This is a genomic window from Escherichia sp. MOD1-EC5950 (assembly GCF_002965345.1).
Classification (GTDB): domain Bacteria; phylum Pseudomonadota; class Gammaproteobacteria; order Enterobacterales; family Enterobacteriaceae; genus Escherichia; species Escherichia marmotae.
In genome coordinates this window covers 1-18,925 of sequence record NZ_PTSR01000038.1, presented here as the reverse complement: position 1 = coordinate 18,925, position 18,925 = coordinate 1, and the positions used below count along the sequence as shown (strand labels likewise).

The 18,925-nt window shown below is 50.6% G+C and carries 17 protein-coding genes and 3 tRNA genes; 13 read left to right on the top strand and 7 right to left on the bottom strand.

Annotated elements, in window-relative coordinates:
* Positions 1-156: 156 nt before the first annotated feature.
* Both pgm and seqA read right to left on the bottom strand, forming a co-directional pair.
* Positions 157-1,797: a phosphoglucomutase (alpha-D-glucose-1,6-bisphosphate-dependent) gene (pgm, locus tag BEA93_RS21930; RefSeq protein WP_010380767.1), complete on the bottom strand. Its 1,641-nt coding sequence runs from the start codon at positions 1,795-1,797 to the stop codon at positions 157-159.
* Positions 1,798-1,825: 28 nt separating this feature from the next.
* On the bottom strand, positions 1,826-2,371 hold the full coding sequence (seqA, locus tag BEA93_RS21925; RefSeq protein WP_001515978.1) for a replication initiation negative regulator SeqA: 546 nt from the start codon (positions 2,369-2,371) through the stop codon (positions 1,826-1,828).
* 184 nt (positions 2,372-2,555) lie between these two features.
* Here seqA and ybfF point away from each other — a divergent pair, with 184 nt between their 5' ends.
* The 5 genes from ybfF to fur all read left to right on the top strand — a co-directional run bounded on the left by ybfF (position 2,556) and on the right by fur (position 5,210).
* Positions 2,556-3,320, top strand: a complete 765-nt coding sequence (ybfF, locus tag BEA93_RS21920) for an esterase (protein ID WP_105224658.1) — start codon at positions 2,556-2,558, stop codon at positions 3,318-3,320.
* A 139-nt stretch (positions 3,321-3,459) separates the two neighbouring features.
* On the top strand, positions 3,460-3,753 hold the full coding sequence (gene ybfE, locus BEA93_RS21915) for a LexA regulated protein (RefSeq protein ID WP_001300829.1): 294 nt from the start codon (positions 3,460-3,462) through the stop codon (positions 3,751-3,753).
* A gap of 191 nt (positions 3,754-3,944) precedes the next feature.
* On the top strand, positions 3,945-4,475 hold the full coding sequence (fldA, locus tag BEA93_RS21910; RefSeq protein WP_001515976.1) for a flavodoxin FldA: 531 nt from the start codon (positions 3,945-3,947) through the stop codon (positions 4,473-4,475).
* A 209-nt stretch (positions 4,476-4,684) separates the two neighbouring features.
* Positions 4,685-4,771, top strand: coding sequence for a fur leader peptide (uof, locus tag BEA93_RS21905; protein WP_010380762.1), 87 nt, complete (start codon positions 4,685-4,687; stop codon positions 4,769-4,771).
* A complete protein-coding gene (gene fur / locus BEA93_RS21900; protein ID WP_000131707.1) occupies positions 4,764-5,210 on the top strand; it encodes a ferric iron uptake transcriptional regulator in 447 nt (148 codons plus the stop codon). The genes uof and fur overlap by 8 nt, the downstream gene beginning before the upstream one ends.
* Before the next feature lie 93 nt (positions 5,211-5,303).
* Here the strand turns inward: fur and chiQ are convergent, their stop codons facing one another.
* The 4 genes from chiQ to nagE all read right to left on the bottom strand — a co-directional run bounded on the left by chiQ (position 5,304) and on the right by nagE (position 11,402).
* On the bottom strand, positions 5,304-5,636 hold the full coding sequence (gene chiQ, locus BEA93_RS21895; protein ID WP_001515975.1) for a ChiQ/YbfN family lipoprotein: 333 nt from the start codon (positions 5,634-5,636) through the stop codon (positions 5,304-5,306).
* A gap of 49 nt (positions 5,637-5,685) precedes the next feature.
* Positions 5,686-7,092: a chitoporin ChiP gene (gene chiP, locus BEA93_RS21890; protein ID WP_085448777.1), complete on the bottom strand. Its 1,407-nt coding sequence runs from the start codon at positions 7,090-7,092 to the stop codon at positions 5,686-5,688.
* A 455-nt stretch (positions 7,093-7,547) separates the two neighbouring features.
* Entirely contained in the window at positions 7,548-9,212 is a 1,665-nt protein-coding gene (glnS, locus tag BEA93_RS21885) for a glutamine--tRNA ligase (protein ID WP_001287173.1), read from the bottom strand.
* Positions 9,213-9,455: 243 nt separating this feature from the next.
* Positions 9,456-11,402, bottom strand: coding sequence for a PTS N-acetyl glucosamine transporter subunit IIABC (gene nagE / locus BEA93_RS21880; RefSeq protein ID WP_001023084.1), 1,947 nt, complete (start codon positions 11,400-11,402; stop codon positions 9,456-9,458).
* 331 nt (positions 11,403-11,733) lie between these two features.
* Between nagE and nagB the strand changes: the two genes are divergently transcribed.
* The 5 genes from nagB to asnB all read left to right on the top strand — a co-directional run bounded on the left by nagB (position 11,734) and on the right by asnB (position 17,843).
* The gene (nagB, locus tag BEA93_RS21875; RefSeq protein WP_001237072.1) at positions 11,734-12,534 is read left to right on the top strand and encodes a glucosamine-6-phosphate deaminase; all 801 of its coding nucleotides are present in this window, start codon (positions 11,734-11,736) and stop codon (positions 12,532-12,534) included.
* A gap of 61 nt (positions 12,535-12,595) precedes the next feature.
* Positions 12,596-13,744 carry an N-acetylglucosamine-6-phosphate deacetylase gene (gene nagA / locus BEA93_RS21870; protein ID WP_000271161.1) on the top strand — a complete coding sequence of 383 codons (1,149 nt, stop codon included), beginning with the start codon at positions 12,596-12,598 and terminating at the stop codon, positions 13,742-13,744.
* A gap of 8 nt (positions 13,745-13,752) precedes the next feature.
* Positions 13,753-14,973 (top strand): DNA-binding transcriptional regulator NagC, encoded by a 1,221-nt coding sequence (gene nagC, locus BEA93_RS21865; protein WP_000187581.1) that lies wholly within the window; start codon positions 13,753-13,755, stop codon positions 14,971-14,973.
* 47 nt (positions 14,974-15,020) lie between these two features.
* Positions 15,021-15,773, top strand: coding sequence for a ribonucleotide monophosphatase NagD (gene nagD / locus BEA93_RS21860; RefSeq protein ID WP_000153129.1), 753 nt, complete (start codon positions 15,021-15,023; stop codon positions 15,771-15,773).
* A gap of 405 nt (positions 15,774-16,178) precedes the next feature.
* Positions 16,179-17,843 (top strand): asparagine synthase B, encoded by a 1,665-nt coding sequence (gene asnB / locus BEA93_RS21850; RefSeq protein WP_000337102.1) that lies wholly within the window; start codon positions 16,179-16,181, stop codon positions 17,841-17,843.
* A 41-nt stretch (positions 17,844-17,884) separates the two neighbouring features.
* Here the strand turns inward: asnB and BEA93_RS21845 are convergent, their stop codons facing one another.
* Positions 17,885-18,322, bottom strand: a complete 438-nt coding sequence (locus tag BEA93_RS21845; RefSeq protein ID WP_000943492.1) for a hypothetical protein — start codon at positions 18,320-18,322, stop codon at positions 17,885-17,887.
* A 332-nt stretch (positions 18,323-18,654) separates the two neighbouring features.
* Between BEA93_RS21845 and BEA93_RS21835 the strand changes: the two genes are divergently transcribed.
* The 3 genes from BEA93_RS21835 (at position 18,655) to BEA93_RS21825 (ending at position 18,923) form a co-directional block, all read left to right on the top strand.
* Positions 18,655-18,731, top strand: a tRNA-Met gene (locus BEA93_RS21835).
* Between the two features lie 9 nt (positions 18,732-18,740).
* Positions 18,741-18,825 (top strand) — tRNA-Leu (locus BEA93_RS21830).
* A 23-nt stretch (positions 18,826-18,848) separates the two neighbouring features.
* Positions 18,849-18,923 (top strand) — tRNA-Gln (locus BEA93_RS21825).
* Positions 18,924-18,925: the final 2 nt, after the last annotated feature.

Here is an 18,925-nt window from a genome sequence, read left to right as displayed (position 1 = left end):
TTTGTCTGATGCGGCGAAAACGCCTTATCCGGCCTACAAAATAGTGAAAATTCAATATATTGCACCATTCTCGTAGGCCTGATAAGCGTAGCGCATCAGGCGGTCATAAGTAAAAAAGGGCGATCTTCCGACCGCCCTTTTTTTTACTTTATATGATTACGCGTTTTTCAGAACTTCGCTAACAATCTCAACCGCCTCTTTCTCGATCTGCTTACGATGTGCTTCGCCAAGGAAGCTTTCGCAGTAGATCTTGTATGCGTCTTCCGTGCCTGACGGACGCGCGGCGAACCAGCCGTTGTCGGTCATCACTTTCAAACCACCGATAGAAGCACCGTTGCCCGGCGCAGCGGTCAGACGCGCGGTGATTGGGTCGCCTGCCAGAGTGCTGGCGCTCACCATTTCCGGAGACAGCTTAGACAGCGCCGCTTTCTGTGCGGAAGTTGCTGCTGCCTGCAAACGGTTGTAGCTCGGCGCACCAAAGCGTTTTGCCAGCTCGTTGTAGTGTTCCTGCGGGTTTTTGCCGGTGACGGCAGTAATTTCCGCCGCCAGCAGACACATAATGATGCCGTCTTTATCAGTTGACCACGGCGTACCGTCGAAACGCAGGAACGAAGCGCCCGCGCTCTCTTCGCCGCCAAAGCCGAAGCTGCCGTCAAACAGACCATCCACAAACCATTTGAAACCTACCGGTACTTCTACCAGCTTGCGACCCAGGTCATTGACCACACGGTCGATCATCGCAGAAGAAACCAGCGTTTTACCGACGGCAACATCTTTGCCCCACTGCGGACGATGCTGGAACAAGTAATTGATCGCTACTGCCAGGTAGTGGTTCGGATTCATCAAACCTGCCGGAGTAACGATGCCGTGACGGTCATAATCCGGATCGTTAGCAAACGCCAGATCGAACTTATCACGCAGTGCCAGCAGACCCGCCATCGCACACTCAGAGGAGCAGTCCATACGGATCGCGCCGTCTTTGTCGAGGTGCATAAAGCGGAAAGTCTGATCGACCTGATCGTTAACGATGGTCAGGTTGAGATTGTAATACTCGCCAATGCGCTTCCAGTATTCGATACCGGAACCACCCAACGGATCGACACCCAGCGTCAGGCCAGCCTTCTGAATCGCCGCCATATCGACGATATCGGCCAGACCTTCCACGAACGGTTGCACCAGATCTTGTTCTTTCACATGACCGGATGCCATCGCTTCGTCAAGGGAGATACGCTTCACATCTTTCAGGCCATCGGCCAGCAGTGCGTTGGCCCTGTCTTCCACCACTTTGGTGACGTTGGTATCAGCCGGGCCACCATTTGGCGGATTGTATTTGATACCACCATCTTCCGGCGGGTTATGGGACGGCGTAATCACGATACCATCTGCCAGCGGGCCACCTTTTTTGTTGTGAACCAGAATGGCATTGGAAACGGCAGGTGTCGGAGTGAAGCCATTATTTTCCTGCACAATGACATCAACCCCGTTTGCTGCCAGCACTTCCAGCACGGAAATGAATGCAGGTTCGGACAAGGCGTGAGTATCTTTACCCACATAGCAAGGGCCAGTGATGCCGTTTTTCGCACGTTCTTCGGCAATCGCTTGAGCGATCGCCAGAATGTGCGGCTCGTTAAAGCTGTGGCGCGCTGCACTGCCACGGTGACCGGAAGTACCGAATTTCACCGCGTGCTCCGCATTCCCTGCTTCTGGTTTCAGTACATAATATTGCGCCGTCAGTTGGGCGACATTAATCAAATCACTCTGTTGTGCAGGCTGGCCTGCACGATTGTGGATTGCCATTGCTTTGTCCTTTATCTGCAACGTTGTTTTAAATTGTCCCGCAAACCTTCTCAATCAATTCCGCCGGGAATTGCATCGACTGCATGATGTGTTCAATCATGCTGCATTTACGGCCAGTGTTAGTGTTGGTGATCACCCAATACGGCGTGCCTGGCACGTGTTTCGGCTTGGTCTGATTACCATTTTTCAGCAGCGTCTGTTCATCTGCCGCAAAGTAAACGCGCGTGCGACCGTGCAACGATTCCGTTGCTTCGGCAAACGCCTGGGCGTCAAGAGAATATAGTGTAGACAACAGCAGCATAAAGCGGTTGACCGCACGCTTCTGCTCTGCGTATTCATCGGAAAGCAGAAGTTCACGCATTGCGCGTACTTTGTCTTTAATCGTTTTGATCGGCTTCGCTTCGACGATAGCAGGCGACGCAATGCGAACCTCTTTCGTCACCGGAGCAGCAGGCTGTGATGCGGCGGAAAACTTCAACATACGCCGTAAAATGTCGGATGCGCTCTCGCCGATATGCTTAGTGTGGCTGGCAATATAGCTGTAGAGTTCATCATCAACTTCAATCGTTTTCATCTTAATCCAGTGCGGTGTCTTAGCTGAATACAAGTCGCCAGGAGTATATGAATAAATCCCGGCAGCGGATAGCGTCAAGCCTGGCTTGCAGAAAAACTCGGATTAAACCTTATTTGTTGCAGCCCTGTGGCACAATGGTCAACATAATACCCTAACCCGACTTCGCGAAAAAAAGAACTTTGCCATGAAATTGAATATCCGCGCGCAATCTACACAAAATCAGCACAATAATTCTCCCATCGTCCTTGTTCATGGTCTGTTTGGTAGTCTCGACAACCTCGGCGTGCTGGCACGTGACCTGGTGAGCGACCACGATATCATCCAGGTGGATATGCGTAACCACGGACTTTCACCGCGCGATCCTGTGATGAATTATCCGGCGATAGCGCAGGATCTGCTGGATACGCTGGATGCTCAGCAGATCGATAAGGCGACATTTATTGGCCACTCAATGGGCGGCAAAGCAGTAATGGCGCTCACCGCGCTGGCCCCTGATCGCATCGATAAACTGGTGGCAATCGATATTGCGCCCGTCGATTATCACGTGCGCCGTCATGATGAGATTTTCGCGGCCATCAACGCGGTCAGCGAATCTGACGCACAAACACGTCAACAGGCGGCGACGGTGATGCGTCAGCATCTGAATGAAGAAGGGGTGATTCAGTTTCTGTTGAAATCCTACGTTGACGGCGAATGGCGTTTTAACGTGCCGGTGTTGTGGGATCAGTATCCGCATATTGTGGGTTGGGAGAAAATCCCGGCGTGGGATCACCCCGCCCTATTTATCCCCGGTGGTAATTCGCCGTATGTTACTGAACAATATCGTGATGATTTACTGGCGCAATTTCCGCAGGCACGGGCGCATGTGATTGCAGGTGCGGGTCACTGGGTACACGCAGAAAAACCTGATGCAGTGCTGCGCGCCATCCGCCGCTATCTCAATGATTAATGCAACTGATTAAAAACCCAGCGTCTGCGTCGCTTTCCGCGCGTGGGCGTTGGCGTGACTCATCGCGCTGATGTATTATGGCGCGCTATCCATCCGGGCAGACGCCTGGCTGATTGTTTCCCCCGAAGTCACCAAGATCATGGCCAAAGAACAAACGGACCGTACGACATTAGATCTGTTCGCGCACGAGCGTCGACCGGGACGACCGAAAACCAATCCGCTTTCGCGCGATGAACAGCTGCGTATTAATAAACGCAACCAGCTAAAACGCGACAAAGTACGTGGTCTTAAGCGTGTCGAACTGAAGCTGAATGCAGAAGCTGTCGAGGCGCTGAACGAGCTGGCAGAGTCGCGTAATATGAGCCGTAGCGAACTGATCGAAGAGATGTTGATGCAACAACTCGCGGCGCTGCGTAGTCAGGGCATCGTCTGATCCCATCCTTTACTCAAATAATTCGGGTTACAGCCCATGTAACTTGAAGTTGGACAAAAAAATCGTGTAGCACAGTGTGCAGTCCTGCGAGTTTGCTGATTCCGCAAGACTGCCTGTTCTGCTATGATTGCCTTTATCCGTGGGCAATTTGCCACCCCCATTTCAATAAGTTTCAAGAGGTTATTTCACTCATGGCTATCACTGGCATCTTTTTCGGCAGCGACACCGGTAATACCGAAAATATCGCAAAAATGATTCAAAAACAGCTTGGTAAAGACGTTGCCGATGTCCATGACATTGCAAAAAGCAGCAAAGAAGATCTGGAAGCTTATGACATTCTGCTGCTGGGCATCCCAACCTGGTACTACGGCGAAGCGCAGTGTGACTGGGACGACTTCTTCCCGACTCTCGAAGAGATTGATTTCAATGGTAAACTGGTTGCACTGTTTGGCTGTGGCGACCAGGAAGATTACGCAGAATATTTCTGCGACGCGTTAGGCACTATCCGTGACATCATCGAACCGCGTGGTGCTACCATCGTTGGTCACTGGCCAACTGCGGGCTACCATTTCGAAGCCTCAAAAGGTCTGGCGGATGACAACCACTTTGTCGGTCTGGCTATCGACGAAGACCGTCAGCCGGAACTAACCGCCGAACGCGTGGAAAAATGGGTGAAACAAATTTCTGAAGAGCTGCATCTCGACGAAATTATCAACGCCTGATGTGATGCGGCGTAGACTCATGTCTACGCCGTATTAATAGATAATGCCAATCAAAATAATTGCTACAAATTTGTAACTTTTGCCGTTGTACCTGTACAATGTTCCAGTGTTGAAGTGGCCTTACCGATGTAAATGTAAGCTAAGCCACGTTTTTATTAACAATATTTGCCAGGGACTTGTAGTTTTCATTTAGGCATGGCAATTCTATAATGATACGCATTATCTCAAGAGCAAATTCTGTCACTTCTTTTAATGAAGTGAATCGCTTAGTAACAGGACAGATTCCGCATGACTGATAACAATACCGCCCTAAAGAAAGCTGGCCTGAAAGTAACGCTTCCACGCTTAAAAATCCTGGAAGTTCTTCAGGAGCCGGACAACCATCACGTCAGTGCGGAAGATTTGTACAAACGTCTGATCGATATGGGTGAAGAAATTGGTCTGGCTACCGTATATCGCGTACTGAACCAGTTTGACGACGCCGGTATCGTCACCCGCCACAATTTTGAAGGCGGTAAATCCGTATTTGAACTGACCCAGCAACATCACCACGATCACCTGATCTGCCTCGATTGCGGCAAGGTTATCGAATTTAGTGATGAATCTATCGAAGCGCGTCAGCGTGAAATTGCCGCAAAACACGGCATTCGCCTGACTAACCATAGTCTCTATCTTTACGGTCACTGCGCCGAAGGCGATTGCCGCGAAGATGAGCACGCGCACGAAGGCAATTAAGTCAGCCTGAACGAGAAAAAGCCAACCTGCGGGTTGGCTTTTTTATAAAGAGAAATAAGAAAAGCGAGAGTTACAGCTCTCGCTTTTTGTTTTTTACTGCGTAGCGTTATTACTGCGAATTTCCTGCCAGACCTTATCACAATCGGCTTTCACCGCCTGATCATTACCGGTTTGCGTTGCCTGAATACACTGCTGATAATCCAGCACGCGCACACTTTCCTGCTCGGCAAACTGCTGATGTTGTTTCTCTTTCTTCAGCACGTTTAACACGCTCTGGCAGGCTTCAATTTTTTCCGGCGAGCCTTGTGCGGTATTAATACAGGCGCTGTACGCCTCTTTCAGACGACTATCTTCCTGTGGCGCGGTTGATTGCGCACAGGCCACCAACCCCGATGCCATCATGGCGATGAGAATCAGTTTCTTCATAGCAAATTCCTCAAACGTGCGGCAGGCGAAAAACCTGCCGCGTCGGACATCAGAAGATAGTGAATGGCGCGATAACCATAAACTTCACGTCACGCTCATCCTGGAAGATGTTGCCGTAACCGCCGCCCCAGCTCGGGATATCGGAGTGGTTATCGTATTCGGTGAAGTGCAGCTTGAACATCGTACCTTTGGCGCGACCATCCTGAAGGGTGTAGACCGCATCCAGGCTGTATGCAGACTCTTCAATAGTCCGGTTCTTGTCGTAGAACGCATCCGGGTTGCTCTGCCAGGTAGCGGGTTTGGCATCCCAGGCGTAAACGTAAGAAGCGCCGATGGCGAAACCTGGAAGATTCCAGTTTTTCAGATCATACATCGCGCCGAAGAAGACCGCTTTTTCGCCGTTGGCGTTAAAATCAGAACGGTTATCCCACCAGATATCCAGGCGGCCGTTAGAGGAAGCGTAGGTTGGGGTCATACGCTGTAAGAAGTACCCCTGCTGACCGTCAGCTTTCACCCAGGTGCCTTCCAGGCGCAAATCCACTACGTCAGCCGCCCGGTAGCCAAAGGTCAACGCCTGTAGCCAGGCGGTGCCGTCGTAAAGATCGTTGACGCTGCGATCGTCAACTTTATCGCGCGTACCGTAGAACTGGTAGCTGGTAGTTAGCGGGCTACCGGCGATATCAAATTTGTAGCTGGCTTTAGCAAAATACTGATCGATATACCCTTCAGCCTGACCAAATGCCGCTTCCAGCACGAGGTTATTTTTGAAATCGTACTTCGCCCCGAGGGAGTGCAGGTAATCAACTTTGGTGGTTTTATCGTTCTGATAAAACTCATCCATTTCCAGATGCCACGGCGCTTTATATTCGTTGGTCCACATGTAGGAGAAGCTCAACGCACCAGCATCACCGTAATCAAAATTAGCCCCGGCTTCCGCGCCCTGATAAGTACCCGGCATAAAGCTCCAGTGCGGCGCTAACAGCGTCTGACCGGTTGGCTGAATATAACCTGCTCTCGCCCACGCCGGACCGTATTTAAATTTGGCCGCTGCTTTATACAGGCTTATACCGCTTTTATCGCCTGACCAGTCTTCGTCATAGGCTTTATTACTTTTCGAAAAAGCGATTTCGTTCGGGTGTGAACTGTCGCCATTTTCCGCCATTTCAATCGCCGTAAACGCAGCAATATCAAGGCCGAACATATCCGCGGCATAACCAGACTGAAAATCGAGGTTGGCGTTCCAGGTGGAGTGAGAAAGGTTGGTTTTGTATTTGTCGCCGTCGGTAACATCTTTACGGTCACGTTCACGCTGCCAGTAATAGATACCGCCGGTTAAGGTTGAATCGTCGATAAATCCTTCGGCGTGAGCCTCCGGCATTGCCATAAAGCCCGACATTGCTGTAACACCGGCGATAGCCAGCGCCAGCGTACTACGTTTACCACTAAACGTACGCATGGGTTAATCCTCTTTGACGTATAAATTGCTGCACCAAGGGTGAACAGCGAAAAAATAAAAAATTAAAAAAGTAGCGTTGAGAAAAGTCTCGCTGACTACAGGAACAGACTATTTTTCGCGCCGCGAATTATCAATCTCTTTCTGTAACGAGAATGTAAGAACATGAGCAACCGCACATATTTTGATGATTTTTGTTACAAGGTTTAAATTTGTACCAGGAGAGCGCGTAGAAGAAAAATATGCGGCTTTCCAGTGGGATGAAGGCAGTCGCATTCGATTAAATTATGGCTGGTGATTTTAAATTTGTTTTATGGATAAATTACAAAGCGGAATTAATTCGCGAAGAAAAGCAGAAAAAACGCCGCTGAGTGCGGCGTTTGGGATTGTTGACGAAGTGCACTTTGTTCATGCCGGATGCGGCGTGGACGCCTTATCCGGCAAAGTGGAACTTAACGTTACTCGCCAACCTTCGCCCAGGTATCACGCAGCCCAACGGTGCGGTTAAATACTGGTTTTTCCGCAGTGGAATGGCGACTGTCGAGACAGAAATAGCCTTCACGCTCAAACTGGAACGCTTTACCTGCTACCGCATCTTTCAGCGACGGTTCAGCAAAGCCCTGTTTGATCACCAGCGATTCCGGGTTAATCACCGACAGGAAATCATCCGCAGCGCCTGGATTCGGCACGCTGAACAGACGGTCATACAGACGGATTTCAACCGGTAGCGCATGTGCCGCACTTACCCAGTGGATAACGCCTTTGACCTTACGACCATCAGCCGGATCTTTGCTCAGGGTGTCAGCATCGTAAGTACAGAAGATAGTGGTGATATTGCCTTCAGCATCTTTCTCCACGCGTTCCGCTTTAATCACGTAAGCATTACGCAGACGCACTTCTTTACCCAGCACCAGACGTTTGTACTGTTTGTTGGCTTCTTCGCGGAAATCGGCACGATCGATCCAAATCTCAGCACTAAACGGCACCTGGCGGCTACCCATTTCCGGTTTGTTCGGATGGTTCGGCATGGTAACCATTTCGCCTTCGCCCTGATAGTTTTCGATAACCAGTTTTACTGGATCGATAACTGCCATTGCGCGAGGGGCGTTTTCGTTAAGATCTTCACGGATGCAGGATTCCAGCGACGCCATCTCAATAGTGTTGTCCTGCTTGGTCACGCCAATGCGTTTGCAGAACTCACGAATAGAAGCCGCGGTATAACCACGACGACGCAGACCGGAAATGGTCGGCATACGCGGATCGTCCCAGCCTTCTACGTGCTTGTCGGTCACCAACTGGTTCAGTTTACGCTTGGACATCACGGTGTATTCCAGATTCAGACGCGAGAATTCGTACTGGCGCGGATGAACAGGAATAGTGATGTTGTCCAGAACCCAGTCGTACAGACGACGGTTATCCTGGAACTCCAGCGTACACAGAGAGTGGGTAATACCTTCCAACGCATCGCTGATGCAGTGGGTGAAGTCGTACATCGGGTAGATGCACCACTTGTTGCCGGTCTGATGATGTTCAGCAAACTTAATGCGATACAGCACCGGATCGCGCATCACGATAAACGGCGATGCCATGTCGATTTTCGCACGCAGGCAGGCTTTACCTTCTTCAAAACCGCCGGTACGCATCTTCTCGAACAGCGCCAGGTTCTCTTCAACGCTGCGGTCGCGGTATGGGCTGTTTTTACCCGGCTGCGTCAGAGTGCCACGATATTCGCGGATTTGCTCTGGCGTCAGTTCATCAACATATGCCAGGCCTTTATTGATCAGTTCAACAGCATAGGCGTGGAGTTGATCAAAATAATCGGAGGAGTAACGGACGTTACCTGACCAGTGAAAACCTAACCACTCAACGTCGTTTTTGATCGACTCGACGTACTCGATATCTTCTTTTACCGGGTTGGTGTCGTCGAAACGCAGGTTGCACTGGCCTTTATAGTCCTGGGCGATCCCGAAGTTCAGGCAGATAGATTTCGCATGGCCAATATGCAGATAGCCATTCGGCTCCGGCGGGAAACGGGTGTGTACTGTGGTGTGCTTACCACTGGCCAGATCTTCATCGATGATCTGACGAATAAAGTTAGTCGGGCGGGCTTCAGCCTCACTCATCGTGGATTCCTCAAAGCGTAAACAACGTATAACGGCGTATGATCTTATAAGCGAGACAGGCTGACAACTGTTAGTTAGAGAAAATCGAAAAATCTAACAAAGATTATGGGGATGATTGATGAAAAAAAAAGCGGTAGAGAAGATCCCCACCGCTTGTCATTGTTGGATGCGACGCTTGACGCGTCTTATCCAACCTACGGGCCTGATAAGACGCGTCAAGCGTCGCATCAGGCATAAAGCCGATTACTTTTTGATTTCAAACAGCGGTGTTTGACCCGCTACGACGTGCCCCTGGGCTTTAATAACCAGGCCGCTGAAATCGTCGATATTGCTGCAAACAACCGGACTGATCATCGAGCGAGCGTTAGCGTTCAGGTAATCCAGATCCATTTCCAGAATCGGTTGCCCTGCGCTTACCTGCGCGCCCTCTTCCACCAGACGTTTAAAACCTTTACCTTCCAGCGCCACAGTATCGATACCCATGTGGACTACGATTTCCGCGCCTTTTTCGGTTTCCAGGCAGAACGCGTGGTTGGTGTTGAAGATTTTCACGATAGTCCCTGCGGCTGGTGATACAACGATTTTATCCGTCGGTTTCACCGCCACACCGTCACCCACCGCTTTGCTGGCGAATGCTTCGTCTGGCACCTGATCCAGCGCCACAACATCACCAGTAATCGGTGATACCAGTTCAACGATAGACACTGCGTTTGGTACAGCCTGTGGTTTTGCTGCCGGAGCAGCGGTTGCCGGAGCGGCTTCAGCAGACGCTGCTGCTACCGGCCCACGGGCAACGACTTTCTTCATTGCATCACCGATAGATTCGGCTTTCGCACCGACAATCACCTGAATAGTCTGCTTGTTCAGTTTCACCACACCAGAAGCACCCAGACGTTTACACATCGCATCGTTGACGAGAGCTGAGTCAGCCACCGTCAGGCGCAGACGGGTAATACAGGCGTCAATCGCTTTCAGGTTGTCACTACCGCCAACCGCAGCAATATAGTTGGTCGCCAGTTGAGTCAGACCTTCTTCAGTGTTGCTGTTGGCTTCTTCAGTAACAATTTCGTCTTCTTTATCTTCACGACCTGGCGTTTTCAGGTTGAACAGGCGGATAACCACACTGAACACCACGAAGTAGATAGCGAAGAAAACAACGCCCATCACCAACAGCATCCAGACGTTCTGGCTGGCGGCCGGCAGGTTATACATCAACGCATAGTCGATGGCACCCGCAGAGAAGGAGAAGCCCGCGTGGATACCCAGCAACGTTGCGACAAACAGGCTGATGCCGGTCAGCAGTGCGTGCAGGAGGTACAGCAGCGGAGCGAGGAACATGAACAGGAATTCCAGCGGCTCAGTCACACCGGTCAGGAACGCGGTGATAGCCACGGAAAGCAGCATCCCACCCACCATCGGACGACGCTCTTTCGGCGCGGCAAAATACATCGCCAGCGCTGCACCCGGCAAACCGAACATCATGATCGGGAAGAAGCCGGACATGAACATCCCCGCCGTGCCGTCACCCGCATAGAAGCGGTTGATATCGCCGTGGAATACAGCACCCGCCGCGTTGGTGAATTCACCAATCTGGAACCAGGCGATAGTGTTCAGCACCTGATGCAGACCCGTTGGGATCAGCAGACGGTTGATGAAACCAAAGATACCGGAACCCAGCGCGCCTGCAGAAACGATCCATTCGCCACCTGCATGAATAGCGTGCTGCACCGGCGGCCAGACATAACCAAAAATGGCTGCCAGCACCAGACAGAAGAAGCCAGTGGCAATCGGCACAAAGCGTTTACCGCCGAAGAAGCTCAGGAAGTCAGGCAGTTTAATCGCGGACCAACGGTTATAGGCTGCACCACCGACCAGACCGGTAATGATACCCGCCAGAACACCCATGTTAATTTCCGGGTTGATGGTTACCATCGCTTTGGTCAGTACAAAATACCCGACCGCCCCCGCCAGCGCCGCCGCGCCCGCGCTGTCTTTTGACCAACTGGATGCCACACCGATCGCGAAGATAAGCGCAAGGTTGTCAAAAATCGCACCGCCCGCCTGGGCAATAAACGCAACGTTAAGTAAATCTGGCTGGCCGAATCGCAGCAACAGTGCCGCCACCGGCAGCACCGCGATAGGGAGCTGTAACGCCCTACCGAGTCGCTGGAAAAACCCTAAAATATTCATCTTATTCCCCCTACGAGAACCCTATTTGGCTTGTTTAAAGCCGTATTTTTATTTTGCTGCAAACTGTACTGCCGATGTTCTGTAATCAGGTTGTTAGATCATCTGCTACAGAGTGTGTAAAAAATTAATTCGTACCGCAAATTAAACGCGTGTCTTTTGTGAGTTTTGTCACCAAATATCGTTATCATCACTCCCTTTTACTGGCTAAACCAGAAAACTTATTTTATCATTCAAAAAATCAGGTCGGATTGACGCCTGTCTGCGCAAATCCAGGTTACGCTTAAAGATGCCAAATCCGCCAACGGCTTAATTTTTCTTATCGAGGTGAATAATGAGACTGATCCCCCTGACTACTGCTGAACAGGTCGGCAAATGGGCTGCGCGCCATATCGTCAATCGCATCAATGCGTTCAAACCGACTGCCGATCGCCCGTTCGTGCTTGGCTTGCCGACCGGTGGCACACCGATGACCACCTATAAAGCGTTAGTCGAAATGCATAAAGCAGGCCAGGTCAGCTTTAAGCACGTTGTCACTTTCAACATGGACGAGTATGTCGGTCTGCCGAAAGAGCATCCGGAAAGCTACTACAGCTTTATGCACCGTAATTTCTTCGATCACGTTGATATTCCAGCAGAAAATATCAACCTTCTCAATGGCAACGCCCCGGATATCGACGCCGAATGCCGCCAGTATGAAGAAAAAATCCGCTCTTACGGTAAAATTCATCTGTTTATGGGCGGTGTAGGTAACGACGGTCATATTGCATTTAACGAACCAGCCTCTTCTCTCGCCTCTCGCACCCGTATCAAAACCCTGACACATGACACTCGCGTCGCAAACTCTCGTTTCTTTGATAATGATGTTAATCAGGTGCCAAAATATGCGCTGACCGTCGGTGTGGGTACACTGCTGGATGCCGAAGAAGTGATGATTCTGGTGCTGGGTAGCCAGAAAGCACTGGCACTGCAGGCGGCCGTTGAAGGTTGCGTTAACCACATGTGGACTATTAGCTGTCTGCAACTGCATCCGAAAGCGATCATGGTGTGTGATGAACCTTCGACCATGGAGCTGAAAGTTAAGACTTTAAGATATTTCAATGAATTAGAAGCAGAAAACATCAAAGGTCTGTAATTGTTATCCCTGCCCTGACGTTTCGTTCAGGGCTGTATTATTTTTGATATCGGGGGTCGGAATGTATGCATTAACCCAGGGCCGGATCTTTACCGGCCACGAATTTCTTGATGACCATGCGGTTGTTATCGCTGATGGCCTGATTAAAAGCGTCTGTCCAGTAGCGGAACTGCCGCCAGAGATTGAACAACGTTCACTGAACGGGGCCATTCTCTCCCCCGGTTTTATCGATGTGCAGTTAAACGGCTGCGGTGGCGTACAGTTCAACGATACTGCTGAAGCGGTCAGCGTGGAAACGCTGGAAATCATGCAGAAAGCCAATGAGAAATCAGGCTGTACTAACTACCTGCCGACGCTTATCACCACCAGCGATGAGCTGATGAAACAGGGTGTGCGCGTAATGCGCGAATACCTGGCAAAACATCCGAATCAGGCATTAGGTCTGCATCTGGAAGGTCCGTGGCTGAATCTGGTAAAAAAAGGCACTCATAATCCGAATTTCGTGCGTAAGCCCGATGCCGCGCTGGTCGATTTCCTTTGTGAAAATGCCGATGTTATTACCAAAGTCACACTAGCGCCGGAAATGGTGCCAACGGAAGTGATCAGTAAACTGGCAAATGCTGGTATTGTGGTTTCAGCCGGTCACTCCAACGCCACATTGAAAGAAGCGAAAGCCGGTTTCCGCGCGGGGATTACCTTTGCCACCCATCTGTACAATGCGATGCCGTATATTACGGGGCGTGAGCCGGGTCTGGCGGGCGCGATCCTCGACGAAGCTGACATTTATTGCGGTATTATTGCCGATGGCCTGCACGTTGATTACGCTAACATTCGCAACGCCAAACGTCTGAAAGGCGACAAACTGTGTCTGGTTACCGATGCGACTGCGCCAGCAGGTGCCAATATTGAACAGTTCATTTTTGCGGGTAAAACAATATACTACCGCAACGGACTTTGTGTGGATGAGAACGGTACGTTAAGTGGTTCATCCTTAACCATGATTGAAGGCGTGCGTAATCTGGTCGAACATTGTGGTATCGCACTGGATGAAGTGCTGCGTATGGCGACGCTTTATCCGGCGCGTGCAATTGGCGTTGAGAAACGTCTCGGCACTCTCGCCGCAGGTAAAGTGGCCAACCTGACCGCATTCACACCTGATTTTAAAATCACCAGGACCATCGTTAACGGTAACGAGGTCGTAACTCAATAAGAGAAAGTATGACACCAGGCGGACAAGCTCAGATAGGTAATGTTGATCTCGTAAAACAGCTTAACAGCGCGGCGGTTTATCGCCTGATTGACCAACATGGGCCAATCTCGCGAATTCAGATTGCCGAACAAAGCCAGCTTGCCCCCGCCAGCGTAACTAAAATTACGCGTCAGCTTATCGAACGCGGGTTGATCAAAGAAGTTGATCAGCAGGCCTCCACCGGAGGCCGCCGCGCAATCTCTATTGTCACCGAAACCCGCAATTTCCAGGCTATCGGCGTACGACTTGGTCGTCACGACGCTACCATCACCCTGTTTGATCTCAGCAGCAAAGTGCTGGCAGAAGAACATTACCCGCTGCCAGAGCGTACCCAGCAAACGCTGGAACATGCGCTCTTAAACGCCATCGCCCAGTTTATTGATGGCTACCAGCGCAAACTGCGAGAGTTAATCGCCATTTCGGTTATTCTGCCAGGGCTTGTCGACCCGGACAGCGGCAAAATTCATTACATGCCGCATATCCAGGTGGAAAACTGGGGGCTGGTAGAGGCTCTGGAAGAACGTTTTAAAGTGACCTGTTTTGTCGGTCACGATATCCGCAGTCTGGCGCTGGCAGAGCACTACTTCGGTGCGAGTCAGGATTGCGAAGACTCCATTCTGGTGCGCGTGCACCGCGGAACGGGTGCCGGAATCATCTCTAACGGGCGCATTTTTATCGGCCGCAACGGCAACGTTGGTGAAATTGGCCATATTCAGGTTGAACCGCTGGGTGAACGCTGCCACTGCGGAAATTTCGGTTGTCTGGAAACTATCGCTGCCAACGCCGCCATTGAACAACGAGTGTTGAATCTGTTAAAGCAGGGCTATCAGAGCCGCGTGCCGCTGGATGACTGCACCATCAAAACTATCTGTAAAGCCGCAAACAAAGGCGACAGTCTGGCGTCGGAAGTGATTGAGTATGTCGGTCGCCATCTGGGTAAAACCATCGCCATTGCCATCAACTTATTTAACCCGCAAAAAATTGTTATTGCCGGTGAGATCACCGAAGCCGATAAAGTGCTGCTGCCCGCCATTGAAAGCTGCATTAATACCCAGGCGTTGAAGGCGTTTCGCACTAATCTGCCGGTAGTGCGTTCCGAACTGGATCACCGCTCAGCAATCGGTGCTTTTGCACTGGTAAAACGCGCCATGCTCAACGGTATTTTGCTCCAGCATTTGCTGGAAAATTAATGTGCTTTTATAGTGGCGCTTATTGTTGTCAATATTCTGGGTAGTCCATGACCATTAAAAATGTAATTTGCGATATCGACGGCGTGCTGATGCACGATAACGTCGCCGTACCGGGTGCAGCGGAGTTTTTGCACGGGATTATGGATAAAGGCCTGCCGTTGGTGTTGCTGACCAACTATCCTTCGCAGACCGGGCAAGACCTGGCAAACCGCTTTGCCACTGCCGGTGTCGATGTGCCAGACAGTGTGTTTTATACCTCCGCGATGGCAACTGCCGATTTCCTGCGTCGACAGGAAGGCAAAAAAGCGTATGTAGTGGGCGAAGGCGCGCTGATCCATGAACTGTACAAAGCCGGTTTTACCATTACCGATGTTAATCCTGACTTTGTGATTGTTGGCGAAACGCGCTCATACAACTGGGACATGATGCATAAAGCGGCATATTTCGTCGCCAACGGCGCACGTTTTATCGCCACCAACCCGGATACTCACGGACGTGGTTTCTATCCGGCCTGTGGCGCATTGTGCGCGGGGATCGAGAAAATCTCCGGACGTAAACCGTTCTATGTTGGTAAACCCAGCCCGTGGATCATCCGTGCAGCATTAAACAAAATGCAGGCGCACTCGGAAGAAACGGTGATTGTTGGCGATAACCTGCGTACCGACATTCTGGCTGGCTTCCAGGCGGGTCTGGAGACGATTCTGGTACTCTCTGGTGTTTCGTCGCTCGACGATATCGACAGTATGCCGTTCCGCCCTAGCTGGATTTACCCATCAGTCGCTGAAATCGACGTTATCTGAAAATCAACCACGTCTCAGGACGTGGTTGATATTGATGACAAACGCCAAACTGCCTGATGCGCTACGCTTATCAGGCCTACGCAGCTCCTGCAATATATTGAATTTTCATAATTTTGTAGGCCGGATAAGGCGTTCACGCCACATCCGGCATGAACAAATCTCACTTTGTAAGCGATTTGGTTTCTGATCCCCCTGCAAAATATATCCATTCAATAAAACCTGCTAAAAATTATCGAGTCATCAATAAACAGGTCACTATACCCCTCTCTTTTTCACCATTCATCAATCACCATTACGTTTTTTATTTTTTCACCGCCAAATCTCTTGCGCACATTGCTGCTTTGCGGCATTTTTTTAAACAAGCAAACACAACAAGCAGCAAACACCAGGTTAACGGAGAAGGTTATGTGTTCAATTTTTGGCGTATTCGATATCAAAACAGACGCAGTTGAGCTGCGGAAGAAAGCACTCGAGCTGTCACGCCTGATGCGTCATCGTGGCCCGGACTGGTCCGGTATTTATGCCAGCGATAATGCAATTCTCGCCCACGAACGTCTGTCAATTGTTGATGTTAACGCGGGTGCGCAGCCTCTCTACAATCAATCAAAAACCCACGTACTGGCAGTGAACGGGGAAATCTACAACCACCAGGCGCTGCGTGCTGAGTATGGCGATCGTTACCAGTTCCAGACTGGATCTGACTGCGAAGTGATCCTCGCGTTGTATCAGGAAAAAGGGGCGGAATTTCTCGACGATTTGCAGGGCATGTTTGCCTTTGCCCTGTACGACAGCGAAAAAGATGCATATCTGATTGGTCGCGACCATCTGGGGATCATCCCTCTGTATATGGGTTATGACGAACACGGCCAGCTATATGTGGCCTCAGAAATGAAAGCCCTGGTGCCGGTTTGCCGCACCATTAAAGAGTTCCCGGCAGGGAGCTATCTGTGGAGTCAGGACGGCGAAATCCGTTCTTATTATCACCGCGACTGGTTCGACTACGATGCGGTGAAAGATAACGTGACCGACAAAAACGAGCTGCGTCAGGCACTGGAAGATTCCGTTAAAAGCCACCTGATGTCTGACGTGCCTTACGGCGTGCTGCTCTCCGGTGGTCTGGATTCCTCAATTATTTCGGCTATCACCAAAAAATACGCCGCCCGCCGCGTGGAAGATCAGGAACGTTCAGAAGCCTGGTGGCCGCAATTGCACTCTTTTGCCGTGGGTCTGCCTGGTTCACCGGATCTGAAAGCGGCCCAGGAAGTGGCAAATCATCTGGGCACTGTGCATCACGAAATTCACTTCACCGTACAGGAAGGTCTCGATGCCATCCGCGACGTGATTTATCACATTGAAACGTATGATGTGACCACGATTCGCGCTTCAACGCCGATGTATTTAATGTCGCGTAAGATCAAGGCGATGGGCATTAAGATGGTACTGTCCGGTGAAGGTTCTGACGAAGTGTTTGGCGGTTATCTCTATTTCCACAAAGCGCCGAACGCCAAAGAGTTGCATGAAGAGACGGTGCGTAAGCTGCTGGCCCTGCATATGTATGACTGCGCACGCGCCAACAAAGCGATGTCGGCCTGGGGCGTGGAAGCACGCGTGCCGTTCCTTGACAAGAAATTCCTTGATGTAGCGATGCGCATTAATCCGCAGGACAAAATGTGCGGCAACGGCAAGATGGAAAAACACATCCTGCGTGAATGTTTTGAAGCGTATCTGCCCGCAAGTGTGGCCTGGCGGCAGAAAGAGCAGTTCTCAGATGGCGTCGGTTATAGCTGGATCGACACTCTGAAAGAAGTGGCGGCGCAGCAGGTTTCTGATCAACAGTTGGAAACGGCCCGCTTCCGCTTCCCATACAATACGCCGACCTCAAAAGAAGCGTATCTGTATCGCGAAATCTTTGAAGAACTGTTCCCGCTCCCAAGTGCCGCAGAGTGCGTACCAGGGGGGCCGTCCGTTGCCTGTTCTTCTGCCAAAGCGATTGAGTGGGATGAAGCGTTCAAGAAAATGGACGATCCATCGGGTCGTGCAGTCGGTGTTCACCAGTCGGCGTATAAATAAGACGTGTAATAATGCCCCGGAGAAATCCGGGGCAATTTCAGTTACTGGGGAACTTGTTGATTCTGATAGGCTGTGAGGAAATGTTCCGGATTTGCTACATCGCTGTCAGATAACTCATTACTGTAGGCGACTGACCAGGCTGCCGATTCATCCGGGATATGCAGGCTTCCATTTCCCTCTTTCAGGCGTAATAACTCAAAAGATTCGCCCTTGATTACAGCGGTATACGATTTCTCACCTTCCTGTAATGCTTTTACTTTGCAGCGAAAAATCTGACCATCGATGTCATTATCAACATGAGATACCTGAACAAGGGCTTCATTTTCCGCTTTCGGCCCAATTCGCATCATCCAGACCACTGCTCCTTCCTGACCACGATAACCAAAGACATACTTACCAATTTCCGGTCGGGCTGTATCGGCAAACGCCGATTGCATAAGTAATAAAGCACTGACCAGCACCGTCATAAAACGCAACATATTATTCCCTCAATAAATCGCCTGAAGTGGTAGCAGAGATGCAGGCGTAGCGATCCCTGTTCTGTCCTGTTGCAACGAGTCAGTATTTCATAGATTAATTTCCCGCCGCTATTGTTGAATTCTGAGTTTCACCCCGTATGACAAAAGAATGGCTGCAGGCTGTAGAAAAAACACAAAGTAAACAATAATTGACGAATATAGCGCCACGCTGTTCGCAACCTAACCAAACAGTCAATTTCAAGCAATTTTCCTTGAAAAAGAGGTTGACGCTGCATGGCTCTATACGCATAATGCGCCCCGCAACGCCGATAAGGTATCGCGAAAAAAAAGATGGCTACGTAGCTCAGTTGGTTAGAGCACATCACTCATAATGATGGGGTCACAGGTTCGAATCCCGTCGTAGCCACCATCTTTTTTTGCGGGAGTGGCGAAATTGGTAGACGCACCAGATTTAGGTTCTGGCGCCGCAAGGTGTGCGAGTTCAAGTCTCGCCTCCCGCACCATTCACCAGAAAGCGTTGTACGGATGGGGTATCGCCAAGCGGTAAGGCACCGGTTTTTGATACCGGCATTCCCTGGTTCGAATCCAGGTACCCCAGCCATC

Excerpts from the sequence above, each read along its gene's own strand:
- pgm (WP_010380767.1), bottom strand. The coding sequence starts at position 1,797 with ATGGCAATCCACAATCGTGCAGGCCAGCCTGCACAACAGAGTGATTTG.
- seqA (WP_001515978.1), bottom strand. The coding sequence starts at position 2,371 with ATGAAAACGATTGAAGTTGATGATGAACTCTACAGCTATATTGCCAGC.
- ybfF (WP_105224658.1), top strand. The coding sequence starts at position 2,556 with ATGAAATTGAATATCCGCGCGCAATCTACACAAAATCAGCACAATAAT.
- ybfE (WP_001300829.1), top strand. The coding sequence starts at position 3,460 with ATGGCCAAAGAACAAACGGACCGTACGACATTAGATCTGTTCGCGCAC.
- fldA (WP_001515976.1), top strand. The coding sequence starts at position 3,945 with ATGGCTATCACTGGCATCTTTTTCGGCAGCGACACCGGTAATACCGAA.
- uof (WP_010380762.1), top strand. The coding sequence starts at position 4,685 with ATGATACGCATTATCTCAAGAGCAAATTCTGTCACTTCTTTTAATGAA.
- fur (WP_000131707.1), top strand. The coding sequence starts at position 4,764 with ATGACTGATAACAATACCGCCCTAAAGAAAGCTGGCCTGAAAGTAACG.
- chiQ (WP_001515975.1), bottom strand. The coding sequence starts at position 5,636 with ATGAAGAAACTGATTCTCATCGCCATGATGGCATCGGGGTTGGTGGCC.
- chiP (WP_085448777.1), bottom strand. The coding sequence starts at position 7,092 with ATGCGTACGTTTAGTGGTAAACGTAGTACGCTGGCGCTGGCTATCGCC.
- glnS (WP_001287173.1), bottom strand. The coding sequence starts at position 9,212 with ATGAGTGAGGCTGAAGCCCGCCCGACTAACTTTATTCGTCAGATCATC.
- nagE (WP_001023084.1), bottom strand. The coding sequence starts at position 11,402 with ATGAATATTTTAGGGTTTTTCCAGCGACTCGGTAGGGCGTTACAGCTC.
- nagB (WP_001237072.1), top strand. The coding sequence starts at position 11,734 with ATGAGACTGATCCCCCTGACTACTGCTGAACAGGTCGGCAAATGGGCT.
- nagA (WP_000271161.1), top strand. The coding sequence starts at position 12,596 with ATGTATGCATTAACCCAGGGCCGGATCTTTACCGGCCACGAATTTCTT.
- nagC (WP_000187581.1), top strand. The coding sequence starts at position 13,753 with ATGACACCAGGCGGACAAGCTCAGATAGGTAATGTTGATCTCGTAAAA.
- nagD (WP_000153129.1), top strand. The coding sequence starts at position 15,021 with ATGACCATTAAAAATGTAATTTGCGATATCGACGGCGTGCTGATGCAC.
- asnB (WP_000337102.1), top strand. The coding sequence starts at position 16,179 with ATGTGTTCAATTTTTGGCGTATTCGATATCAAAACAGACGCAGTTGAG.
- BEA93_RS21845 (WP_000943492.1), bottom strand. The coding sequence starts at position 18,322 with ATGTTGCGTTTTATGACGGTGCTGGTCAGTGCTTTATTACTTATGCAA.